Genomic DNA, 16,169 nt, shown 5'->3' on the forward strand with positions numbered 1-16,169 from the left:
GACTCGCGTCGATGTCGGCGGCACGTCGGATGATCCGGCCTCGCCGATCGAATTGAGGCTGCCTGATTAACACATTAAAAATTCCCTGGAAGTTCCTTTCGTTCACGCTATGCTTGAACGACATCCTAATAAAAAACAGGAACATCTCATGAAAAAAATCGCATTGGCGCTCTTGTTGATGCTGTTTTCATCGATGTCGGCAATGGCGGGGGCGATCATTCCATCGGGCGGCACACTGGTCGCGGGGCAATACGCGATATCGAACAACGGCAACTTCGCATTCGGCATCGACGCCGCGAGCGGCAAGCTCTATTTCCACTACAAGTTCCCGACGCAGGCATGGGGCGCGAGCTCGATGTCGCAAATCTACGGAACGAAACCCGAGGGCGCGCTCTACGTGGGCACGGGCGACCGGCTCGTGATGCAGACCGACGGCCGGCTCGCTTTCTATTCGGGCAACGACGTCGTCTGGAGCAACTGGTATTACGGGCCCGCGCCCATTCCGGGCTCATACGCGGTCGTCGAGGATTTCGGCGTCGTCGCGATCTATCCGCCGCAGGGCGGCTATCCTTCGTTCACCTGGCCATTCGCATCGGTCACGCCGAACAGCGGCGCGCTCGCGACGGTCATCGGCTATCCGTTCGGCCTGAACTTCCCGGTGCTCAACGGACGCCAATCGCTGCAGATCTTCAACAACGTCACCTATTACCTGTGGAACAAGAGCTTTGCGTCGGACAGCGTCGCGATGCAGCCCGACGGCAATCTCGTCGTCTACAACAAGGGGCAGCCGGTCTGGTCGACGGGAACCTCGGGCAATCCGGGCGCCTACATGCTGGTGACGCCCGTCGGCTTCGTTCTCGGCAAGCAGTATGGCGGCATCCTCGCGAACGTGCCGTATCCGGTGTCCGTCGACCAGCCGAGCCGCGCGAGCGGTCCGAACGATCCGAAGCCGACGCCGGCCACGCCGCCGCCGCCTTCGCTGAACCTGCCGATCAACGCGAGCTGGAAGTGCTATTACGTCAAGGACTGGCTCGTGTGCTACGCGCCGGGCTGAGCAGCCCGCCGTTGCGCGTTCGGCGCATTGCCGGCCAAAGCGCGCAACGCGCATCGTCGAAGCCGAAAAAACATATCAGGCGATTCACCGATCGACGTTCATCGAGATTGCTTTTTTCGATGCGAAATCGATTCATTGAAAAATGCGCTGCAGCGCCCTGAAAATCGGCCGATTGCGCCTGAACGCCTCGACGAATTGCGTCGACATTTCCGCATAGACGGCCGCATTCGCGCGATTCGGCTCGCAGACGCCGTGAATCCGCACGCGCGACGCGAAGTCGTCGAAACCGAGCAGGCCGAGCCGCTCGAACGCAAGCAGCGCGACGCCGACGCACGTCGTGTACTGCGGCTGCTCGATGCGGTGAACAGGCGCGTCCAGCACGTCCGCGACGATCTGCGACCACGCATCCGACTCCGCGCCGCCGCCGTAGAACACGAAATGCGAGAAGCGCCGCTTCGCGAACGCCTCGACGGGACCGCGCAACCAGCGCAGGTTCATCGCGACGCCTTCGAGCACCGCGCGCGCGAGATGGCTGCGCGTCGCATCGAGCCCGAGATTGACGAAGCCGCCGCGCATCGACGCATCCGCACGCGGCGCGAGCGATCCCGCAAGCCACGGCATGAACATCACGCCGCCGCTGCCGGGCGGCGTCGCGTCGATCGCCTTTTGCAGGCGTGCGAAGCAATCGTCGCGCGGCAGCGCGCCGAACGGATCGTCCGCATAGACCTGCTGCTCGATGAAGTGTTTCAACGCCGCGCCGCCGATGCCGTTCTCCGCCATCACGAAATACGTGTCCGGCACCGGGCTCGGCATGCTGAGGATCGCATGGCGGATGTCGGTGCGCTTGAATCGCACGTGCGCGATCATCACGCTCGAGCTGCCGATCGACAGCGCCGCATGATCGCCCGCGAACGCATGCGCGCCGATGCCGCCCGCCTGTGTGTCGTTCAGCCCCGCAACCACCGGCGTGTCGCGCGGCAAGCCGAGCTCGTCGGCAACGTCGGGCAGCACGCGGCCGACGATCGCATCGACGGGCAGCAGCTCGGGCAGCTTGTCCGCGTCGATGCGCGAATAGCGCACGAGCCGCGGATCGTAGCGTGTCGCATTCAGGCTGCGGTTGTCGACCGCGAGCGACATGAACGCCGTGCATTGATTCGCGCACGCGCGCCCCGTGAAGCACAGGTTCAGATAGTCCATCGGCTCGAGGAACGCCGCGGTGCGCGCGTAGACATCGGGTTTCGCATACTTCAGATAGCGCATGTGCGTGAGCGAAATGCCGCCTTCGACGGGCGGCAGACCGTGCACGCGCAACCAGCGCCACTGCCGCAGCAGCGAATCGGCGCGCAACGGACGATTCGCGAGGCCGCGCATCGCTCGCGGCGCGCCGCGCCGGTCGAGCCAGAGCATCATGTTCGCGACAGGCGCGCCGTCGGCGCCGACGGGCACGATCGACGAATACTGGCTGCTGCACGCGACCGCGAGCACGTCGCGCGGCGCGACGCCCGACGCACGCAGCGCGACGCGGCATGCACGCCTGACCGCGCGCCAGATGTCGAACGGGTCCTGCTCGACGCCGCCGCCCGGCGTATGCAGCGTCGCGACCGCATCGCGCGCCGCCGCGACGACGCGCCCGTCGAGCGAAACGACGGCGGCCTTCGGGCCGCTCGTGCCGAGATCGATCGCCAGCACGCAGGGTCCGGGTTCGGCCATCGCGCCTCCTTTCATCGGGACGTTGCGATACATGTTTGAAGCATAGTCGAGAGAGCGCCGCGAAAGGGTTCGGCGGCGGCGCTCGGGATACCCGCGATGGGAAGCGCGCTCGCGCGAAAACGAGGCAACGGTGTCCGACTGGTCAGCAGGACATCGGCAGGCGCCGGGCAACACCGGCATTCGGCGATACGCGGGCGATGGCTCAACGGAGACGATTGTCCCGTTCGCGATCGTTGCGCATCTGGATTTTCCTTTTATCTCGACACGCCTTTTGCCGGGAATTTCCCTCTATCGAGTTCGCCGTCTCCACACCGGCGGCTCGGCGATCAGATCGCAAATCGCTCGACGACCGTCGCGTGTTCGTGACTGCCCCCTACGCTCGATCGATAGACATGCACGAACGTGAGGCAATCTCCGATTCGATAGGCAGTCGAATGGATTTCGGCGGAATCGAACAGAAACAGCGGCCGGTCGATCTCGATCTCGATGCCGCCGAGGGGCGCGGCCAGCCCGGCATGCAACTCACGGCGCTCCGCCGGATTTGCCTCGAGGATCATCGCCTCGCGGGCGCTCGCGGCATTCGCGACGACTTCTATATATGACCACTGGTCCGCCGCTTCGGAATCGTGCCGGCAGATCCGGATCGCGCGCGTCGCCGTGGCGATCGCCGATGCCGCCGACAACGCACCCAGTGTCTTGCGCAGCGGCCGCTCCACTGCGTCATTTGAGATCTCGTCGGGGAGGAACATGCCCAGCACGGCCCCCTCGACGCGAGCCGGCATCGCGCCCAGGTCGCTGCCGTGCTCGATCGCGAGCGGCCGCATCGCGCACTGCAGATGCGCGAAGCGCTCGTCGCCGTTCATGAACTGGACATCGCCGAGCAACAAGTGACGCTTCTGGCGTACCGATATCGTGCAATGCACCAGGAACTCGTCGGCCGAGAAGAAACTGAAGGGCCGTTCGTAACGGATGCTCTGACGCACGACGACGACGCCGAATCCGAATTCCCGAATGAGTTGTGGAAAGGGGCGAAGGTGATCCTTCAGCCATTGCGCCCAAACTCTCATCGTGCACGCCAGCACGCTTCGCGGCAGCAACTGGCGAGAATCGAAGAGACTCGTATCGTTGAGAACCTGCAGGGTGGAATAGCGCGCCATTTTTCATCCCGTCGTCCGGCCCGCCGCGCGGGCAACCGCAAGTAAGCCCATGTTGACCTCCAGCACGTCCTGCGAACCGGCGCCGGAGATCAATCCGCAGAAATCGCGAAGATAACGCTCGAACTGATTCGCATGCGCATAGCCGCGCGCGCCGGTGAGCCGAATGGAGTCGAGCGCGACGGCAATCGCATGCTCGGTGATCTCGTGCTTGGCCGCCGACACGATCTCCTCGAGATGATTGTTCGCCGCGTTCTGGTCCAGCCAGTCCAGCGCGGGATCGATGAGCGCCTTCGAAATGTGGACCTTCATCTGCATCCGGCCGAGCCGGGCCTGTATCAGTTGCATGCTCGTCAGCGGCGCGCCGTGCCGGACAGTCTCCGACAACATCTTCACGCACTCGTCCACGATACGCTGCATGCGCCCGATCGGCGCGCAACACAGAATGCCGCGGCGCGGATTCAGAAAATTCTGCACGTGGTCCAGGCCGTTCTCCGCGAGCAGCAACTGTTCCTTGGGCACGCGCACGGAATCGAAGCGAACCGCGGCAAGGCCGCTCGCGCGCAGGCCCATCGTCTCGATCGGCTGCACGTGAACGCCCGGCGCATCCCGGTCGATCATGACGACCGCCATGTCGTCGGTGGCTTCGTTCATCACATACGTCATGTAGCTGTCGGCCATCGCACCGGCCGTCACCATGACCTTGGCGCCGTTCACCACGTAGTCGCCGCGATGTCCGCGCAGCATGCTCTTCATGCTGAACGCGTCCGCCTCTTCCGTGTAGGCGAACGCGACGAGCCGCTCGCCGGTGCAGACGGGCGCGACATAGCGCTCGATCAGCCCGGCGTTGCCGCTCGCAACGAGCATGTTGGCCACGGACTGAAACAGGCTGATGTTCAACGCGAACGACGCGTCGTCGCACAGATAGCCCACACGCTCGAGCGCGTGCCCCCAGCCCAGCAGCGACATGCCGAGGCCGCCGACGTGACGCGGCAACGACGCTCCGAGCAATCCGCGGCGCGCCGCCTCGATCATCACCTCGCGCCGGAGCGTCGCGCCGGCCCGGTCCAGTTGTCCGGCCTCGTTCGACACCTCGTCGAGCAGATCGCCGGAGAACCGGTCGACCCAGCGGCTCGTCGCATCGCGCGTCGCGTCCTCGGGCGGCGGCAGCTCGAAGAGCCCGTCCGCGTGCCGCGACACAGGCCTGCCCGGCGCGATCACGTCCAATTGAGGGGCGAGCATGCGCGTCAACCTCCCGCGATCGCGGTCAGAATCTCCAGCCTGTCCTCCTGCTTCACGCATTGGCCGACTTGTTCGGGCGAAATCTGATGGCCGTTCAGAAACATGCGGTGCACCTTGCGAGGATGACCGGCCGAATCCAGCAGCACGTTGCCCATCGCGGGGAAGCGTCCCACCAGCAACTGGATGGCTTCCTGAACCGTTTCCGCGGCCAGCGAGTGCTCACGCTGATATTGCGCGTATTTCTGCAGCACACCTGACAATACGATATTCATGGCGATTCCTCCGGATGGGGTCATGCTCGAACTACGACGAAGCGATGCGAAACGGCGCCGATGTGCTTGCTCATCCGCCTGCGGCCGTTCTCGCCGGGGTCAGGCGCCGGAACACCGCCTCGGCGAAATGGTCGGAATCGCGCTTCAGCGGGTGGAAATGCGGCGACAGGTATGCACGAGCATACGCAAGCATGAACTGTGCGAAGCGCTCGTCGACAAACATGAAGCGAAACCACTGGGCATACGTGGACGGCCGCAACAAGTCCGAAGACTGGACGGCGAACCAGAAAGTGGTCGCGAACAGCACTCCGGTATAGAGCGCGAACGCGAAAGCGCCGACGGCGATCCGGGTGACGTAGCCCACGCCGGCCGCGTCCGCGACGTCATGGATCACGGCGCGATGTTCGATTTCCTCGGCGAAATGCCAGCTCAGCAGCAGGCCAAGTTCGCGGTTCGCCCGCGCGAAGTAATCCGGCCGGCGCAGGCACATCTCGCCCATCAGCGTATTGAGATGCTCGAGCGCCGCGATCAACGCGATGCGAAGTTTCCGGCCGAGAAGCGGAAACAGGAACCGGAATACGAGAAAGTTCTCGACCTTGTGAAAGCCGCGGTACCGGAGGCCGACACGATCCAGATAATCGCAGGCCTTCCGGTGCTGGACTCCGTGCGAGGCTTCCTGCCCCAGCCATGATTTGAGTTGGCGCCGCAGATGCTCGTCGCGTATCGCGGGAAGGTAATCGCGCGCGATGGCGACGAACTCGAATTCGTCGCACAGCAGCAGCGTGTACGCGTTGAACAGCGCCGTGCGGAACCGATCGCCGCCGAACCACAGGCGGCCTTCGACGACGTCGAAACGCGGTCGAACCCGGCGAACCGGAATGACTCTTTCAGGCTGTGGGCGCATGGCGTTTATCGGGCGGCCGCCGCGGCGACCGGCTCCCTCACTCGGAAGGTTGCAGGATGTAGTAGTCCTTCATGACCTCGTGGCTCCAGGCAGGCTGGCTGACCCTTCCGATCGGTCCGAACTCCTCCAGGTACGGCTTGATGTCCAGCACGGGGGTGCCGTCGACGGCATCGAGCCCCCTCACGCGCAAGGTGCGGCCTTCGACCGACAGCAACTGGCAGCGGGACACGCCGATCAGGTTCGGGCGCCCTTTCGCGCGTTGCGCGAGAATCCCGACCTTCGGCCAATCGGCGCGCCCGCGCGGATGCCGCGCGCCCCGCTCGATCTCTTGCGAAGGCACCTGATTCAAGTGATAGATCACCTCGATGTGACTGAACGTATCGAGCCCCATCAGCGCGTCGTCCGACAGCGCAGGCGAATCGATCGTGATCGCCGATTCGATCGCCCCCCAGTGATCGTCGATCAACTCGACACGCGGCGACGCCACCCTGCCGATCGGAACCATGGTGATTTGACTAGCCGACACTGAATACCTCCTCGTCTTCAACGCGGATGACTTGAACAAACACGGAAGAGAAACCGCATCCGAGCGCGGCGGCCAGGGTCGACCGCACCGCGGCCACGATGCCCTGCACCCGTGCGGAGGAATGACTGCGGCGGCAGAAGATCCTGACAACCGGCCCGCCCCCCGGCTCTCGGTTCCAGTCCGCGCGCCAGGCCAGCGCGGGATCGACGGGATGCCAGAACGCCCAGACTTTGTCGAGCGGGATATCGGATACGGCGCACACGGCTTCGCAGACCTGCTGCAGAAGCGATGACACGCCGTCTCCGGTGTGTCGATGCAGGATGTGAATGACAGGCATGGTTGGCTCGGGAATCGTCTTATCGAGCTTGTGCTTCGATGAAGCAGGTCCGGACGGGCACCGTGTAGCCCCGATCGTCACGGCGCACGCCGATCGCGTCGAGCGTCGCCTGGGGCGTCCCGTCGAGCAGCGCGACCATCGCCGCGTGCGCGGCGTCGCCGGAGTTGGCGATATCGCACCAGCGCGCGAGACCGACCCCGCCCGGGCGCTCGGTGAGGTCGCGCTCCAGCGTCTCGACGCGCAGCCCCGCGTTCTCGAGCAGTTCGCGCCAGCGCGCAATGGTATAGCTGCGGATGTGGGTCGGATCGTGGAGCACCTCCAACTGATGGTTCACGCCGTCGCATTCGGGATCGTCGTCGCCTTGCAGATCGATGATGACGACGCTGCCGTCGGGCCGGAGAATGCGCCGGAATTCGGCGAGGGCCCGAGCAATGTCGTGGAAGTGATGCGCGGCCAACCGGCAAACCACGAAGTCGAAGCCCCGATCGGGCAGCGGCATCGATTCGGCATACGCCTCGACCGCGCGGACTGGCGCCCCTCTGGCCTGACCCAGCGCGACGAAGTTGCGCAGCATGTTGGGCGACGGATCGACGCCGCACATCAATTTCGCGCGTCCCAGAAACGCGAACGCCGAATGGCCGGCGGCGCACGCGACGTCGCAGACGTCCAGGTCCGTCCGCCCGTTGCTGAGCGAACGCAGCATCGTGAGAGAAGGACTGGTCTCGTGAACCTCGCTGCTCGCGTAGTTGTCAGCAATCGCATCGAATCTTGCGCTCGCGTGCGTAGACGACATGGGTGTGGCTCCCGTTTATCCGATCAAGACAACCTGACAAGGCCTTCGTCGCGCGCCGCCGACCGATGGTGTTTCGCTCCGGCGGAAACGCTGCCCCGCATTGCAAATCCGACGTATCACTTCGCACACAGACTAAATTAAATCGCCGCCGCGCAGACAGTTCGTTTTGTCTCAGAAAGATGCCAATTTGTCTCACGCCGGCATTGCATGAATCGCGGGCAAAACCGGTCACGGAAATCCGTCCGAAAAGATGGCGCCCGCAAGCAATTACTTTAATCATTTACGAACGATCAACTTTCACATTTAACTTTTCGACCCCGCTTCATCCTGCGCGTTCGACACCCATGCCGCGCCGTCACAAGAGGTTCGCAAAGTCATTTCTCTCGCCCGAACGGCGCCCGCTCTCCGCCGGCCGCCGGCATCGCTGCAATGCGTCAGCGCCGTCGTACGCGCCGCGCCTCGAGTTCAATCAACATGATTTCTCTCCCATTTCGCTGACGATCGGCGGATTGCCGAGTGAGACAAATCCACATCTTTCTGAGACAAAACGAGCTAACACGTAACGACGACTTTACTTAGTCTATCCATCAGGAATAAATCGATGAATGAAACCCCCGACAAATAGGGTTGATTCAGCTCACAAAATCAATTAGGCGACTCAATAAAATGCTCGCGCCGCGGCTCGCGCTCCGCACGGGGAATACATGTTCCCGCTCGGCACTCGGCGGGCCATGTTCGACGGAAGAAAATATTTCGGATTATCAAATATGCAGAGCCATCAATCCACCTCGGTGGGATCTCGCGATATCGCTCCCCATGCACAGGATCTCCCGCAGGCGCAGGCCGTCCTGCAAGCGGGAGACGCCGCTCCCGACTTCTCCCTGCCTGCCTCCCGGGCAGGCCGCCCGCTGAACTACGCGCTGAAGGACGCTCTGCGCAAAGGCGCCGTGGTGGTCTATTTCTACCCATCCGCCTTCACGAGCGGATGTAACGCCCAGGCGCACGCGTTCGCCCGCGACATCGACCAGTTCGCCGCCGCGGGCGCCTCGATCGTCGGTGTGTCGCTCGACAGCATCGAGCGACTGCATGCGTTCTCGGCCGATCCCCAGTGCTGCGGCGGCAAGTTTCCTGTCGCGTCAGATGCGCAAGGCCGGGTGGCCCGCGCTTTCGGCCTGGCCGTCGAGCCCGCCCCTCCCGGCAAAACCGACACGCGCGGCGATCCCAACGACCATGACCGAGTGCCGCGCACGACGTTCGTCATCGCCCCGCACGGCAAGGTGGCCGCCACGATCGCGGGCGCGAGTGCGGTCGAGCATGCGGAACAGGCGCTCGCGTGGGTTCGACGCTTGTCGGCGGACAACACGAATGCGCGCTGAAGAAGCCGCCGGGCGACGCTCCCCGCCGTCGATCCGAACAGTGCGGGGCGACGGCCCCGTTCCATCACACAGTCGTCGTGCGACAACAATCAACTGAGAGGCCTCAATGAACGTCAGAGCGTGTGACTTTCCGGAGACGATCGAATACGAGCCCAATCTGGGCGCGCTTCTCGACCGGCACCCGGAACTGCAGATCGAACGGGACGACTACAACATCAACGTCACCGCGAACTACGGTGAGCGCCTCGAGCCCGATGCGCTGTTCGAGCGCTACAAGCAACATCCCGGGCAGGGCAAACCCGCGCATCTGTACTATCACTTTCCGCTGTGCGAGTACATCTGTCACTTCTGCAACTACGTCAAGCAGCTCGCCTCGCCGACATCGCGCGGCGCCCAGCTCGATCGCTGGACGGATGCGTTGATCAAGGAGTCCACGCTGTACGCCCGGCAGGTTCCGTGGGTCACCGGCGCGCTGATCGAATCCTTCTATATCGGCGGCGGCACGGCCGCTGTCCTCACTCCGGCGCATCTGAAGCGCATTCTCGATCACGTCCGGTCGACGTTCCACGTGACGCCGGAATGCGAGCTGAACATCGAAGGCAATCCGGACAATTTCTGCGACATCGACAAGGTCCGAGCGCTCGGCGACATCGGGTTCAACCGCTTCAGCGTCGGCGTGCAATCCTTCACGCCGGAGGTGAACCAGTTCACCAATCGCGGCCATACGCCGGACATGTCGCACCAGGCGATCCTCAACCTGCGCAGTACCGGCTTCCCATTCAACGTCGACATGATGTTCGGCCTTCCGCATCAGACGCCCGAAACGGTCTCCGAGGATCTGCGCACGCTCGTCGAACTCAGGGTCCCGACCATCACGATCTATCGGCTGCGCAACGCGGATCGGCAGTCAATGGGGATCGGCAACCGGGCAGTGTGGAACGTGCCCAAGGTTCGCAACCGGCTCGTCGAGCAAGGCCTGTTTCCGACGCTCGGCGCGACTTACGAGATGCGCGAGCGCGCGGTCGAGCATCTCGTGCGAAACGGCTATCAACCGAGCCCATGCGGATGGTGGAGCCTGCCCGGCACGTATCGCGAAGGCAACATTCCTCGCGTGTCCCGCAACAAGTGGCAGCGCTTCGATACCATGCTGGCGTTCGGCCCCGGCGCATACGGCTGGCTCGCGGGCGCCAACCGGAGCGTGATCCAGACGCACAACAGCTCAGACATCAGCGGCTACCTCCATCACATGGAATCGAGCGACACGCCGCCGCTCGCCTTCGGGCGTCTGCTTACCGGCAATCAGGCCGTCGGCACCGCGCTCGGTTTCGCGTACAAATCCCGTCAGCCGATCGAGATCGACCGCTTCAGGCGCGAATACGGCGTGGATCTCGTCGAGGACGAGCCTTTCAAGACCGTCTTCTCGGAACTCCTGTCCAAGGGCCTGATCCGGTCGACCGACAACGGCAACGCATTCCTGCCCACATTGAACGGAGAAGCGCTGCACGAGGAAATCATCTCGGTGTACCTGCACGAGCGCATCGGTTCGTTCACCAACGCGGTCTGCAACAAGGTGGCCTGAACGCCGGCCTTCGCACGCCGGTAATCCGTCCGGCCGGACGGCCGATCGCGAGCGAATCGCGTCGGCCGCCCAGCCGATTCGCGCGCAACGCGGCCGCGCGGTCGGGAAACGCCGCCTGACGATCGGACTCAGCGCCGACATTCCGTGCCCATGATCGTGACAACATCCAACGAACCGCGCATTCGCCGTCACTCCCCGTTCGTCGCCGCGGTGCGGACTCCGCTTGCCGGCGTGTGGGTCGGCATCCGTTTTCTGCTCATTCCGTTGCTCTGGCTGCACTACCGCACGGGCAGCCGGATGGATTGGGCGTTTTCGGTGGACGCCTTCATGAAGCGATCGCTGTATCCGCTCACCGAGACACCGGACGATGTGCTGAAGCGCGACCTGGAACTCCCCGCATCCGTCCAAAGCCGGCACGACATCGCCGAGCCGGCCGACGGCGAAACCGATGCGGTTTCTCCTCCGCGCTCCGGGAACGGATGGGCGCGCCTCGGCCATCATCCGATCGATCTCGCGCGATTCGCGAACGGCCGGCCGCTGCTGCTCATTCTGTATCGAGGCAGTTGGTGCCCCTACTCCAGGCTTCATCTCGCCGATCTCTCAACGGTGGCCCGTCGCCTGGAAACCCTCGGCGTTGCCGTTCTGGCCGTCAGCGCCCGCCGTCACGACGACTGGTGGCGCGCAAAGGGCATCTCGCTCGCATTCGCCGCGGATCCGGACGGCAACTTGTTTCAAGCGATGGGCGTTCGCATCGCCCCGCCGCTGTCGCATCGCGTGTGGGGCATGCTGCTGCCGCACGAGAGCGGCTTCCTGTTCGACCGGAACGGGAATCTCGTGGCTGCGGACGTGCGGCGACTCAATCCGACGAAAACCAGGCAGACGTTCCTCTCGGCGACACGATGGCTCGCGCTCGCGCACGAGCTCGCCGACGCGGAGCGGATTGCGCGGCAGAACTTCTGAACCGGCCACGATCGTCCATCGACATGCATCCGACCACCGTCGTCTTGGGTACGCTTGCGAGCTTGCTCGCAGGCGTCTGCGCATTCACCCTCCGCAGAAGCCGGATGCGTTCGCCGGACCGACAGCCGGCGCCGCCGGCGCGCCTCGAATCGCTGTGCGTCGGCGACACGGTCCGCACATTCCTGCATGTCACGCCGCCGTCCCTGCCTCCGAATGCGCCGCTCGTCATCGTCTTTCACGGCGGCTCCGGTACGCCGGAACAGATCCGGAAATACACGGCGTTCGAATTCGACGCGCTAGCCGACGCGAACGGCTTTGCGCTCGCCTATCCGCGCGGCGTCGGCGGCAACTGGAATACCTGCCAGAAAGGGCGCAAGAACGCGGCGACGCGACGCAACGTCGACGATGTCAGCTTCACGCGAGAAATAATCGCATGGTTTGAATCCGTTTACGGGATCGATCGATCCAGCGTCTTCGTTGTCGGATTTTCGAACGGCGGGCACATGTGCTTTCGCCTCGCGCTCGATATGACGGACGACCTCGCCGGCTTTGCCGCGATTTCGGCCAATCGGCCCGCGCCGGCCGATTGCAGACACGCTGGCAGGCGCGTGGCGGTGCCGATGATGACGATCAGCGGCACGGCAGATCCGATCAATCCGTACCGAGGCGGCGAACTCTCGCCATACGGCCTGCGTGCGCTCGGTCCGGTACTGTCCGCCGAGGAGACCGCGCGCTCGTTCGCCCGCCCCGACGCCGAGCACCATCGCGACGAAGCGAGCGACCTATTTCCCCGGGATCGCAAGACCCACGCGGTGCGAGATGCATGGGGCGACGAGAACGTGCTGATCACGATTCACGGCGGCGGACACACGATTCCCCAGCCGCGCTACGCGTTCCCGCGCCTGTTCGGCAGAACCAGCACCGCGGTCGACGCGCCGCTTGAAATCTGGCGCTTCTTCCGCATGATCGCGGCGAACCGCGCGCGCGGCCGCGCCGAAGCAAAGGTCGATGCAGTCAGGCTGACCCGCGCGATCCCGTCGCCACGGCCTCGCGGGGCAGCGAACCGGTACCGGCCGTCACATCGAACGTCCCGGTGCGTGGAGCTGGCTCAACGCTAAACATTGCTGACGAGACGGAGTATCTTATGCTGTCCAATAATGAGATCAAGCGCTACAGCAGGCACCTCATCATGCCCGAGATAGGAATGGATGGGCAGCGCCGCTTGAAGGCGGCCAGCGTACTGTGCGTCGGCGCGGGCGGTCTCGGATCGCCGCTCGCCACTTATCTGGCGGCGGCGGGAGTCGGACGTCTCGGTCTTGTCGACAGCGACGTCGTAGACGTCAGCAACCTGCAGCGACAGATCCTCCATCACACGTGCGACGTCGGCCGCAGAAAAGTGATATCGGCGAAGGAGAAGCTGAACGCGCAGAACCCTGAAATCGAGATTGTCGTTCACGACGCGATGCTGACGCCCGACAACGCGCTGGACATCTGCGCCGGCTACGACATCATCGCCGACGGCAGCGACAACTTCCCCACGCGCTACCTGATCAACGACGCCTGCGTCCTGCTCGACAAGCCGAACGTCCATGCGAGCATTTTCCGGTTCGACGGGCAGGCGACGGTATTCCACGCGAAGCACGGCCCTTGCTATCGATGCCTGTTCGCCGAGGCGCCCCTTCCCGGCGAAGTCCCCAACTGCGCCGAGGGCGGGGTGCTCGGCGTGCTGCCCGGCCTGCTCGGCGTCGTTCAGGCAACGGAGGTCATCAAGCTGATCCTGGGCATCGGAACGCCGCTCATCGGAAGACTGCTGACGTTCGACGCGCTGAGCATGCGCACGCACGAACTGCGGCTCGCCAAGGATCCGGATTGCCCGATCTGCGGCGCCCGCCCCATCATTCGCGACCTGGTGCGCGAGCAGGCCGCTCAGCCCGCTTGCGGAATGCCGCTTCCCGAGACTGCGGAAATCGGGGCGGCGGAATTGCAATCGATGCTGAGCGATCCGTCGATCAAATTGACGCTGCTCGACGTGCGCGATCCGAACGAGTGGGAAATCTGCCGGATCGAAGGCGCAAAGCACATCCCGATGAGTGTTCTGAGCGGGCGCCTGCACGAGGTCGATCCCGCCGCGGACATCATCGTCTATTGCCTTGCGGGCAAGCGCAGCAGCACGGCCGCCGCGCTCCTGCGCCAGGCCGGCTTCGGGAACGTGCGAAGCCTGTCGGGCGGCATCCGCGCCTGGGCGGCTTGCGTCGATCCCGCGATGCCGATTTATTGATCGTGGCGCTCTGACGTGTCGTTTCGATGAACCAAGGGAGAGCAAATGGGAAAGCCATTCAGGAAGTCGGCACGATCCGGCCCGCTCGCCAACGCCCCGGCCTCCCGCATCAACGACGTCCCGCTTTCGAGAGAACCCGCGCGTCCGCCAGCGCGGCACGCGTTACGCCGGATACCTGACGCGCCGCCGAGCGCGCGCGAAATCCGCACGATCTATTGGGCCCTGATGGTGGTCATCGGCCTCGGCACGCTCGATCAGAGCATCGTCGCAACCGCGCTGCCGCGCATCATGTCCGATCTCGGCGACATCGCCAAGAGCTCGTGGATCGTGACCGCCTACGTGCTGTCCTCCACCACGTCGATGCCGCTTTACGGGAAGCTCAGCGACCAGTTCGGCCGCAAGCGGATGATCTTCATCGCGGTGGTGGTGTTCCTCGTCGGCTCGCTGCTGTGCGGCCTATCGCAAAGCCTGACGGAGCTGATCGCGGCGCGCGTGGTGCAGGGCCTGGGCGCGGGGGCTTTCCTGCCATTGAGCCAGACGATCATCGCCGATCTGATTCCGCCCGCACAGCGCGGGCACAAGCAAGGCGGCATCGCTGCGGTTTTCGCCGCGACGAGCGTGATGGGCCCGCTGCTGGGGGGCGTGATCACCGATGCATTGTCGTGGCACTGGATTTTCCTGATCAATCTCCCGGTAGGCGGCGCGGCGCTGTACAACATCGTCCGCAAGCTGCGCCCCGGGCGGCCCGGCGGCGCGCAACGAATCGATTACCTGGGATCGCTGCTGATGACGGCGGCCGTCACGGCGTTTCTGCTGGTGCTCTCGCTGGGCGGCTCCGCATGGCCGTGGCACTCGCCGCAGGTCTATGGCAGCGCGGGTGCCGGCCTGGTCTTGACCGCGGCACTGCTTGTCCACCTGCGGCGCACAGCGGCGCCGATCCTGCCCCCGAACCTGTTCGACAACACGGTGTTCAACATCGCGTGCATCGTGATGTCGCTGACATTCATGGGCCTGTTCGGGGCGACACTGTTCCTGCCGCTGTTTTCGCAGCTCGTCAGCGGGACGGGAGCGACCGAATCGGGCCTGCTGATGGTGCCGCTGATGCTGGGCGCGGTCATCTCGTCGGTGATGGGCGGCCGCATCCTGGCGCGCATAGGCCGCTACAAGCCCACGCAAATGGCGGGACTGTCGATCGCCATCGTGGCGTTCGCGCTGCTCGCCTGGTCCATCTCGACCCGCCTCAGCTACTGGTTCATCGAGCCCTGCGTCTTCATGCTCGGAATCGGACTGGGTCTCGTCATGCCGAACATGACAGTCGCGGTCCAGAACGCGCTGCCGGTCGCGCAGCGCGGCGTCGGCACCGCGATGCTGACATTCTTTCGCTCGCTGGGCGGGCTGGTCGGGATTGCCGGATCGAGCGCGATCATCGCGAGTCAGTTGCCAGCCACCGAAGCCGCGGCGCGCACGGCGCTCGCCGGGCATCATCTAAGCGGCCCGATCCACCAGGCGGCCGGCGGCCTGGCGGACATCTACCGCAGTTCGATCGCCGAAACGTTCGCGGTCGGCTCGGCGATCGTCGCGCTCGCCCTTGTCGTGCTGTTACGGCTGCCCGAGCTTGCGCTCGTGGATCGGGACGACGCGCCGCCTGACGCCCAGGGAGCGCCCGCACATGATTGAGCCCGCTCGGCCACAACGCCCCTTCCGTTTCGCACGCGACGGCCCTTGCGACGATCGACGCGGAAATCGGCGCGACGGCGACGCCCATCGTCGGCCGGCTGCGCCGATGCGTCCAGCATTGCGCATCCGCGCGCCGGGCTTTTGCGCGCGTCGCGCGCCACCTCATCGTCGGTGGTACGTCCCATGAGCCGCGCCCACGCGGTGGAAGTGCGATCTTGCGCACGGACCGGCGAACCGCATCGGTTCCATGCGACGGTCGACAAATACGTCCCCGAATATCGATTTCGCATATAAATATAGAAATCCA

Annotated in this window: 15 protein-coding genes; 7 read left to right on the forward strand and 8 right to left on the reverse strand. The window is 64.4% G+C overall.

Translation table 11 applies throughout. From position 1 onward, the window contains the following. Positions 1 to 148 precede the first annotated feature (148 nt). Positions 149 to 1,054, forward strand: coding sequence for a D-mannose-binding lectin family protein (locus WT16_RS22670; RefSeq protein WP_015603032.1), 906 nt, complete (start codon positions 149 to 151; stop codon positions 1,052 to 1,054). Between the two features lie 132 nt (positions 1,055 to 1,186). On the opposite strand, the gene WT16_RS22675 is transcribed toward WT16_RS22670, so the two are convergent. The 8 genes from WT16_RS22675 to WT16_RS22710 form a co-directional block, all read right to left on the reverse strand. Beyond that, complete coding sequence (locus WT16_RS22675; RefSeq protein WP_197486498.1) at positions 1,187 to 2,797, reverse strand: FGGY-family carbohydrate kinase; 1,611 nt, start codon at positions 2,795 to 2,797, stop codon at positions 1,187 to 1,189. Positions 2,798 to 3,090: 293 nt separating this feature from the next. Next, entirely contained in the window at positions 3,091 to 3,921 is an 831-nt protein-coding gene (locus tag WT16_RS22680) for a hypothetical protein (RefSeq protein ID WP_063534268.1), read from the reverse strand. 3 nt (positions 3,922 to 3,924) lie between these two features. After that, the gene (locus WT16_RS22685; RefSeq protein WP_063534269.1) at positions 3,925 to 5,160 is read right to left on the reverse strand and encodes an acyl-CoA dehydrogenase family protein; all 1,236 of its coding nucleotides are present in this window, start codon (positions 5,158 to 5,160) and stop codon (positions 3,925 to 3,927) included. A gap of 5 nt (positions 5,161 to 5,165) precedes the next feature. Beyond that, on the reverse strand, positions 5,166 to 5,432 hold the full coding sequence (locus WT16_RS22690; RefSeq protein ID WP_009915902.1) for a MoaD/ThiS family protein: 267 nt from the start codon (positions 5,430 to 5,432) through the stop codon (positions 5,166 to 5,168). A 70-nt stretch (positions 5,433 to 5,502) separates the two neighbouring features. Continuing rightward, positions 5,503 to 6,336: a metal-dependent hydrolase gene (locus tag WT16_RS22695; protein WP_006028149.1), complete on the reverse strand. Its 834-nt coding sequence runs from the start codon at positions 6,334 to 6,336 to the stop codon at positions 5,503 to 5,505. Between the two features lie 37 nt (positions 6,337 to 6,373). Continuing rightward, positions 6,374 to 6,841 carry an SAM-dependent methyltransferase gene (locus WT16_RS22700; protein WP_009915905.1) on the reverse strand — a complete coding sequence of 156 codons (468 nt, stop codon included), beginning with the start codon at positions 6,839 to 6,841 and terminating at the stop codon, positions 6,374 to 6,376. Between the two features lie 10 nt (positions 6,842 to 6,851). Beyond that, complete coding sequence (locus WT16_RS22705; RefSeq protein ID WP_015603415.1) at positions 6,852 to 7,199, reverse strand: hypothetical protein; 348 nt, start codon at positions 7,197 to 7,199, stop codon at positions 6,852 to 6,854. A 19-nt stretch (positions 7,200 to 7,218) separates the two neighbouring features. Then, positions 7,219 to 7,992, reverse strand: coding sequence for a class I SAM-dependent methyltransferase (locus tag WT16_RS22710; protein WP_006028151.1), 774 nt, complete (start codon positions 7,990 to 7,992; stop codon positions 7,219 to 7,221). Positions 7,993 to 8,759: 767 nt separating this feature from the next. On the opposite strand from WT16_RS22710, the gene WT16_RS22715 reads away from it, so the two are divergent. The 6 genes from WT16_RS22715 (at position 8,760) to WT16_RS22740 (ending at position 15,862) form a co-directional block, all read left to right on the forward strand. Next, positions 8,760 to 9,368, forward strand: a complete 609-nt coding sequence (locus WT16_RS22715; RefSeq protein WP_063534270.1) for a peroxiredoxin — start codon at positions 8,760 to 8,762, stop codon at positions 9,366 to 9,368. Positions 9,369 to 9,474: 106 nt separating this feature from the next. Continuing rightward, positions 9,475 to 10,947 (forward strand): radical SAM protein, encoded by a 1,473-nt coding sequence (locus tag WT16_RS22720; protein ID WP_015604140.1) that lies wholly within the window; start codon positions 9,475 to 9,477, stop codon positions 10,945 to 10,947. Positions 10,948 to 11,097: 150 nt separating this feature from the next. Beyond that, entirely contained in the window at positions 11,098 to 11,907 is an 810-nt protein-coding gene (locus WT16_RS22725) for a redoxin domain-containing protein (protein ID WP_063534271.1), read from the forward strand. Positions 11,908 to 11,930: 23 nt separating this feature from the next. Then, the gene (locus WT16_RS22730; RefSeq protein ID WP_230479306.1) at positions 11,931 to 13,025 is read left to right on the forward strand and encodes a polyhydroxybutyrate depolymerase; all 1,095 of its coding nucleotides are present in this window, start codon (positions 11,931 to 11,933) and stop codon (positions 13,023 to 13,025) included. A gap of 26 nt (positions 13,026 to 13,051) precedes the next feature. After that, positions 13,052 to 14,185 (forward strand): molybdopterin-synthase adenylyltransferase MoeB, encoded by a 1,134-nt coding sequence (gene moeB / locus WT16_RS22735; RefSeq protein ID WP_041862011.1) that lies wholly within the window; start codon positions 13,052 to 13,054, stop codon positions 14,183 to 14,185. 225 nt (positions 14,186 to 14,410) lie between these two features. After that, the gene (locus WT16_RS22740; RefSeq protein ID WP_006028157.1) at positions 14,411 to 15,862 is read left to right on the forward strand and encodes an MDR family MFS transporter; all 1,452 of its coding nucleotides are present in this window, start codon (positions 14,411 to 14,413) and stop codon (positions 15,860 to 15,862) included. The last annotated feature ends 307 nt before the right edge of the window (positions 15,863 to 16,169 follow it).

The organism is Burkholderia sp. MSMB1589WGS (assembly GCF_001636105.1).
GTDB classification, from domain to species: Bacteria; Pseudomonadota; Gammaproteobacteria; order Burkholderiales; family Burkholderiaceae; genus Burkholderia; species Burkholderia humptydooensis.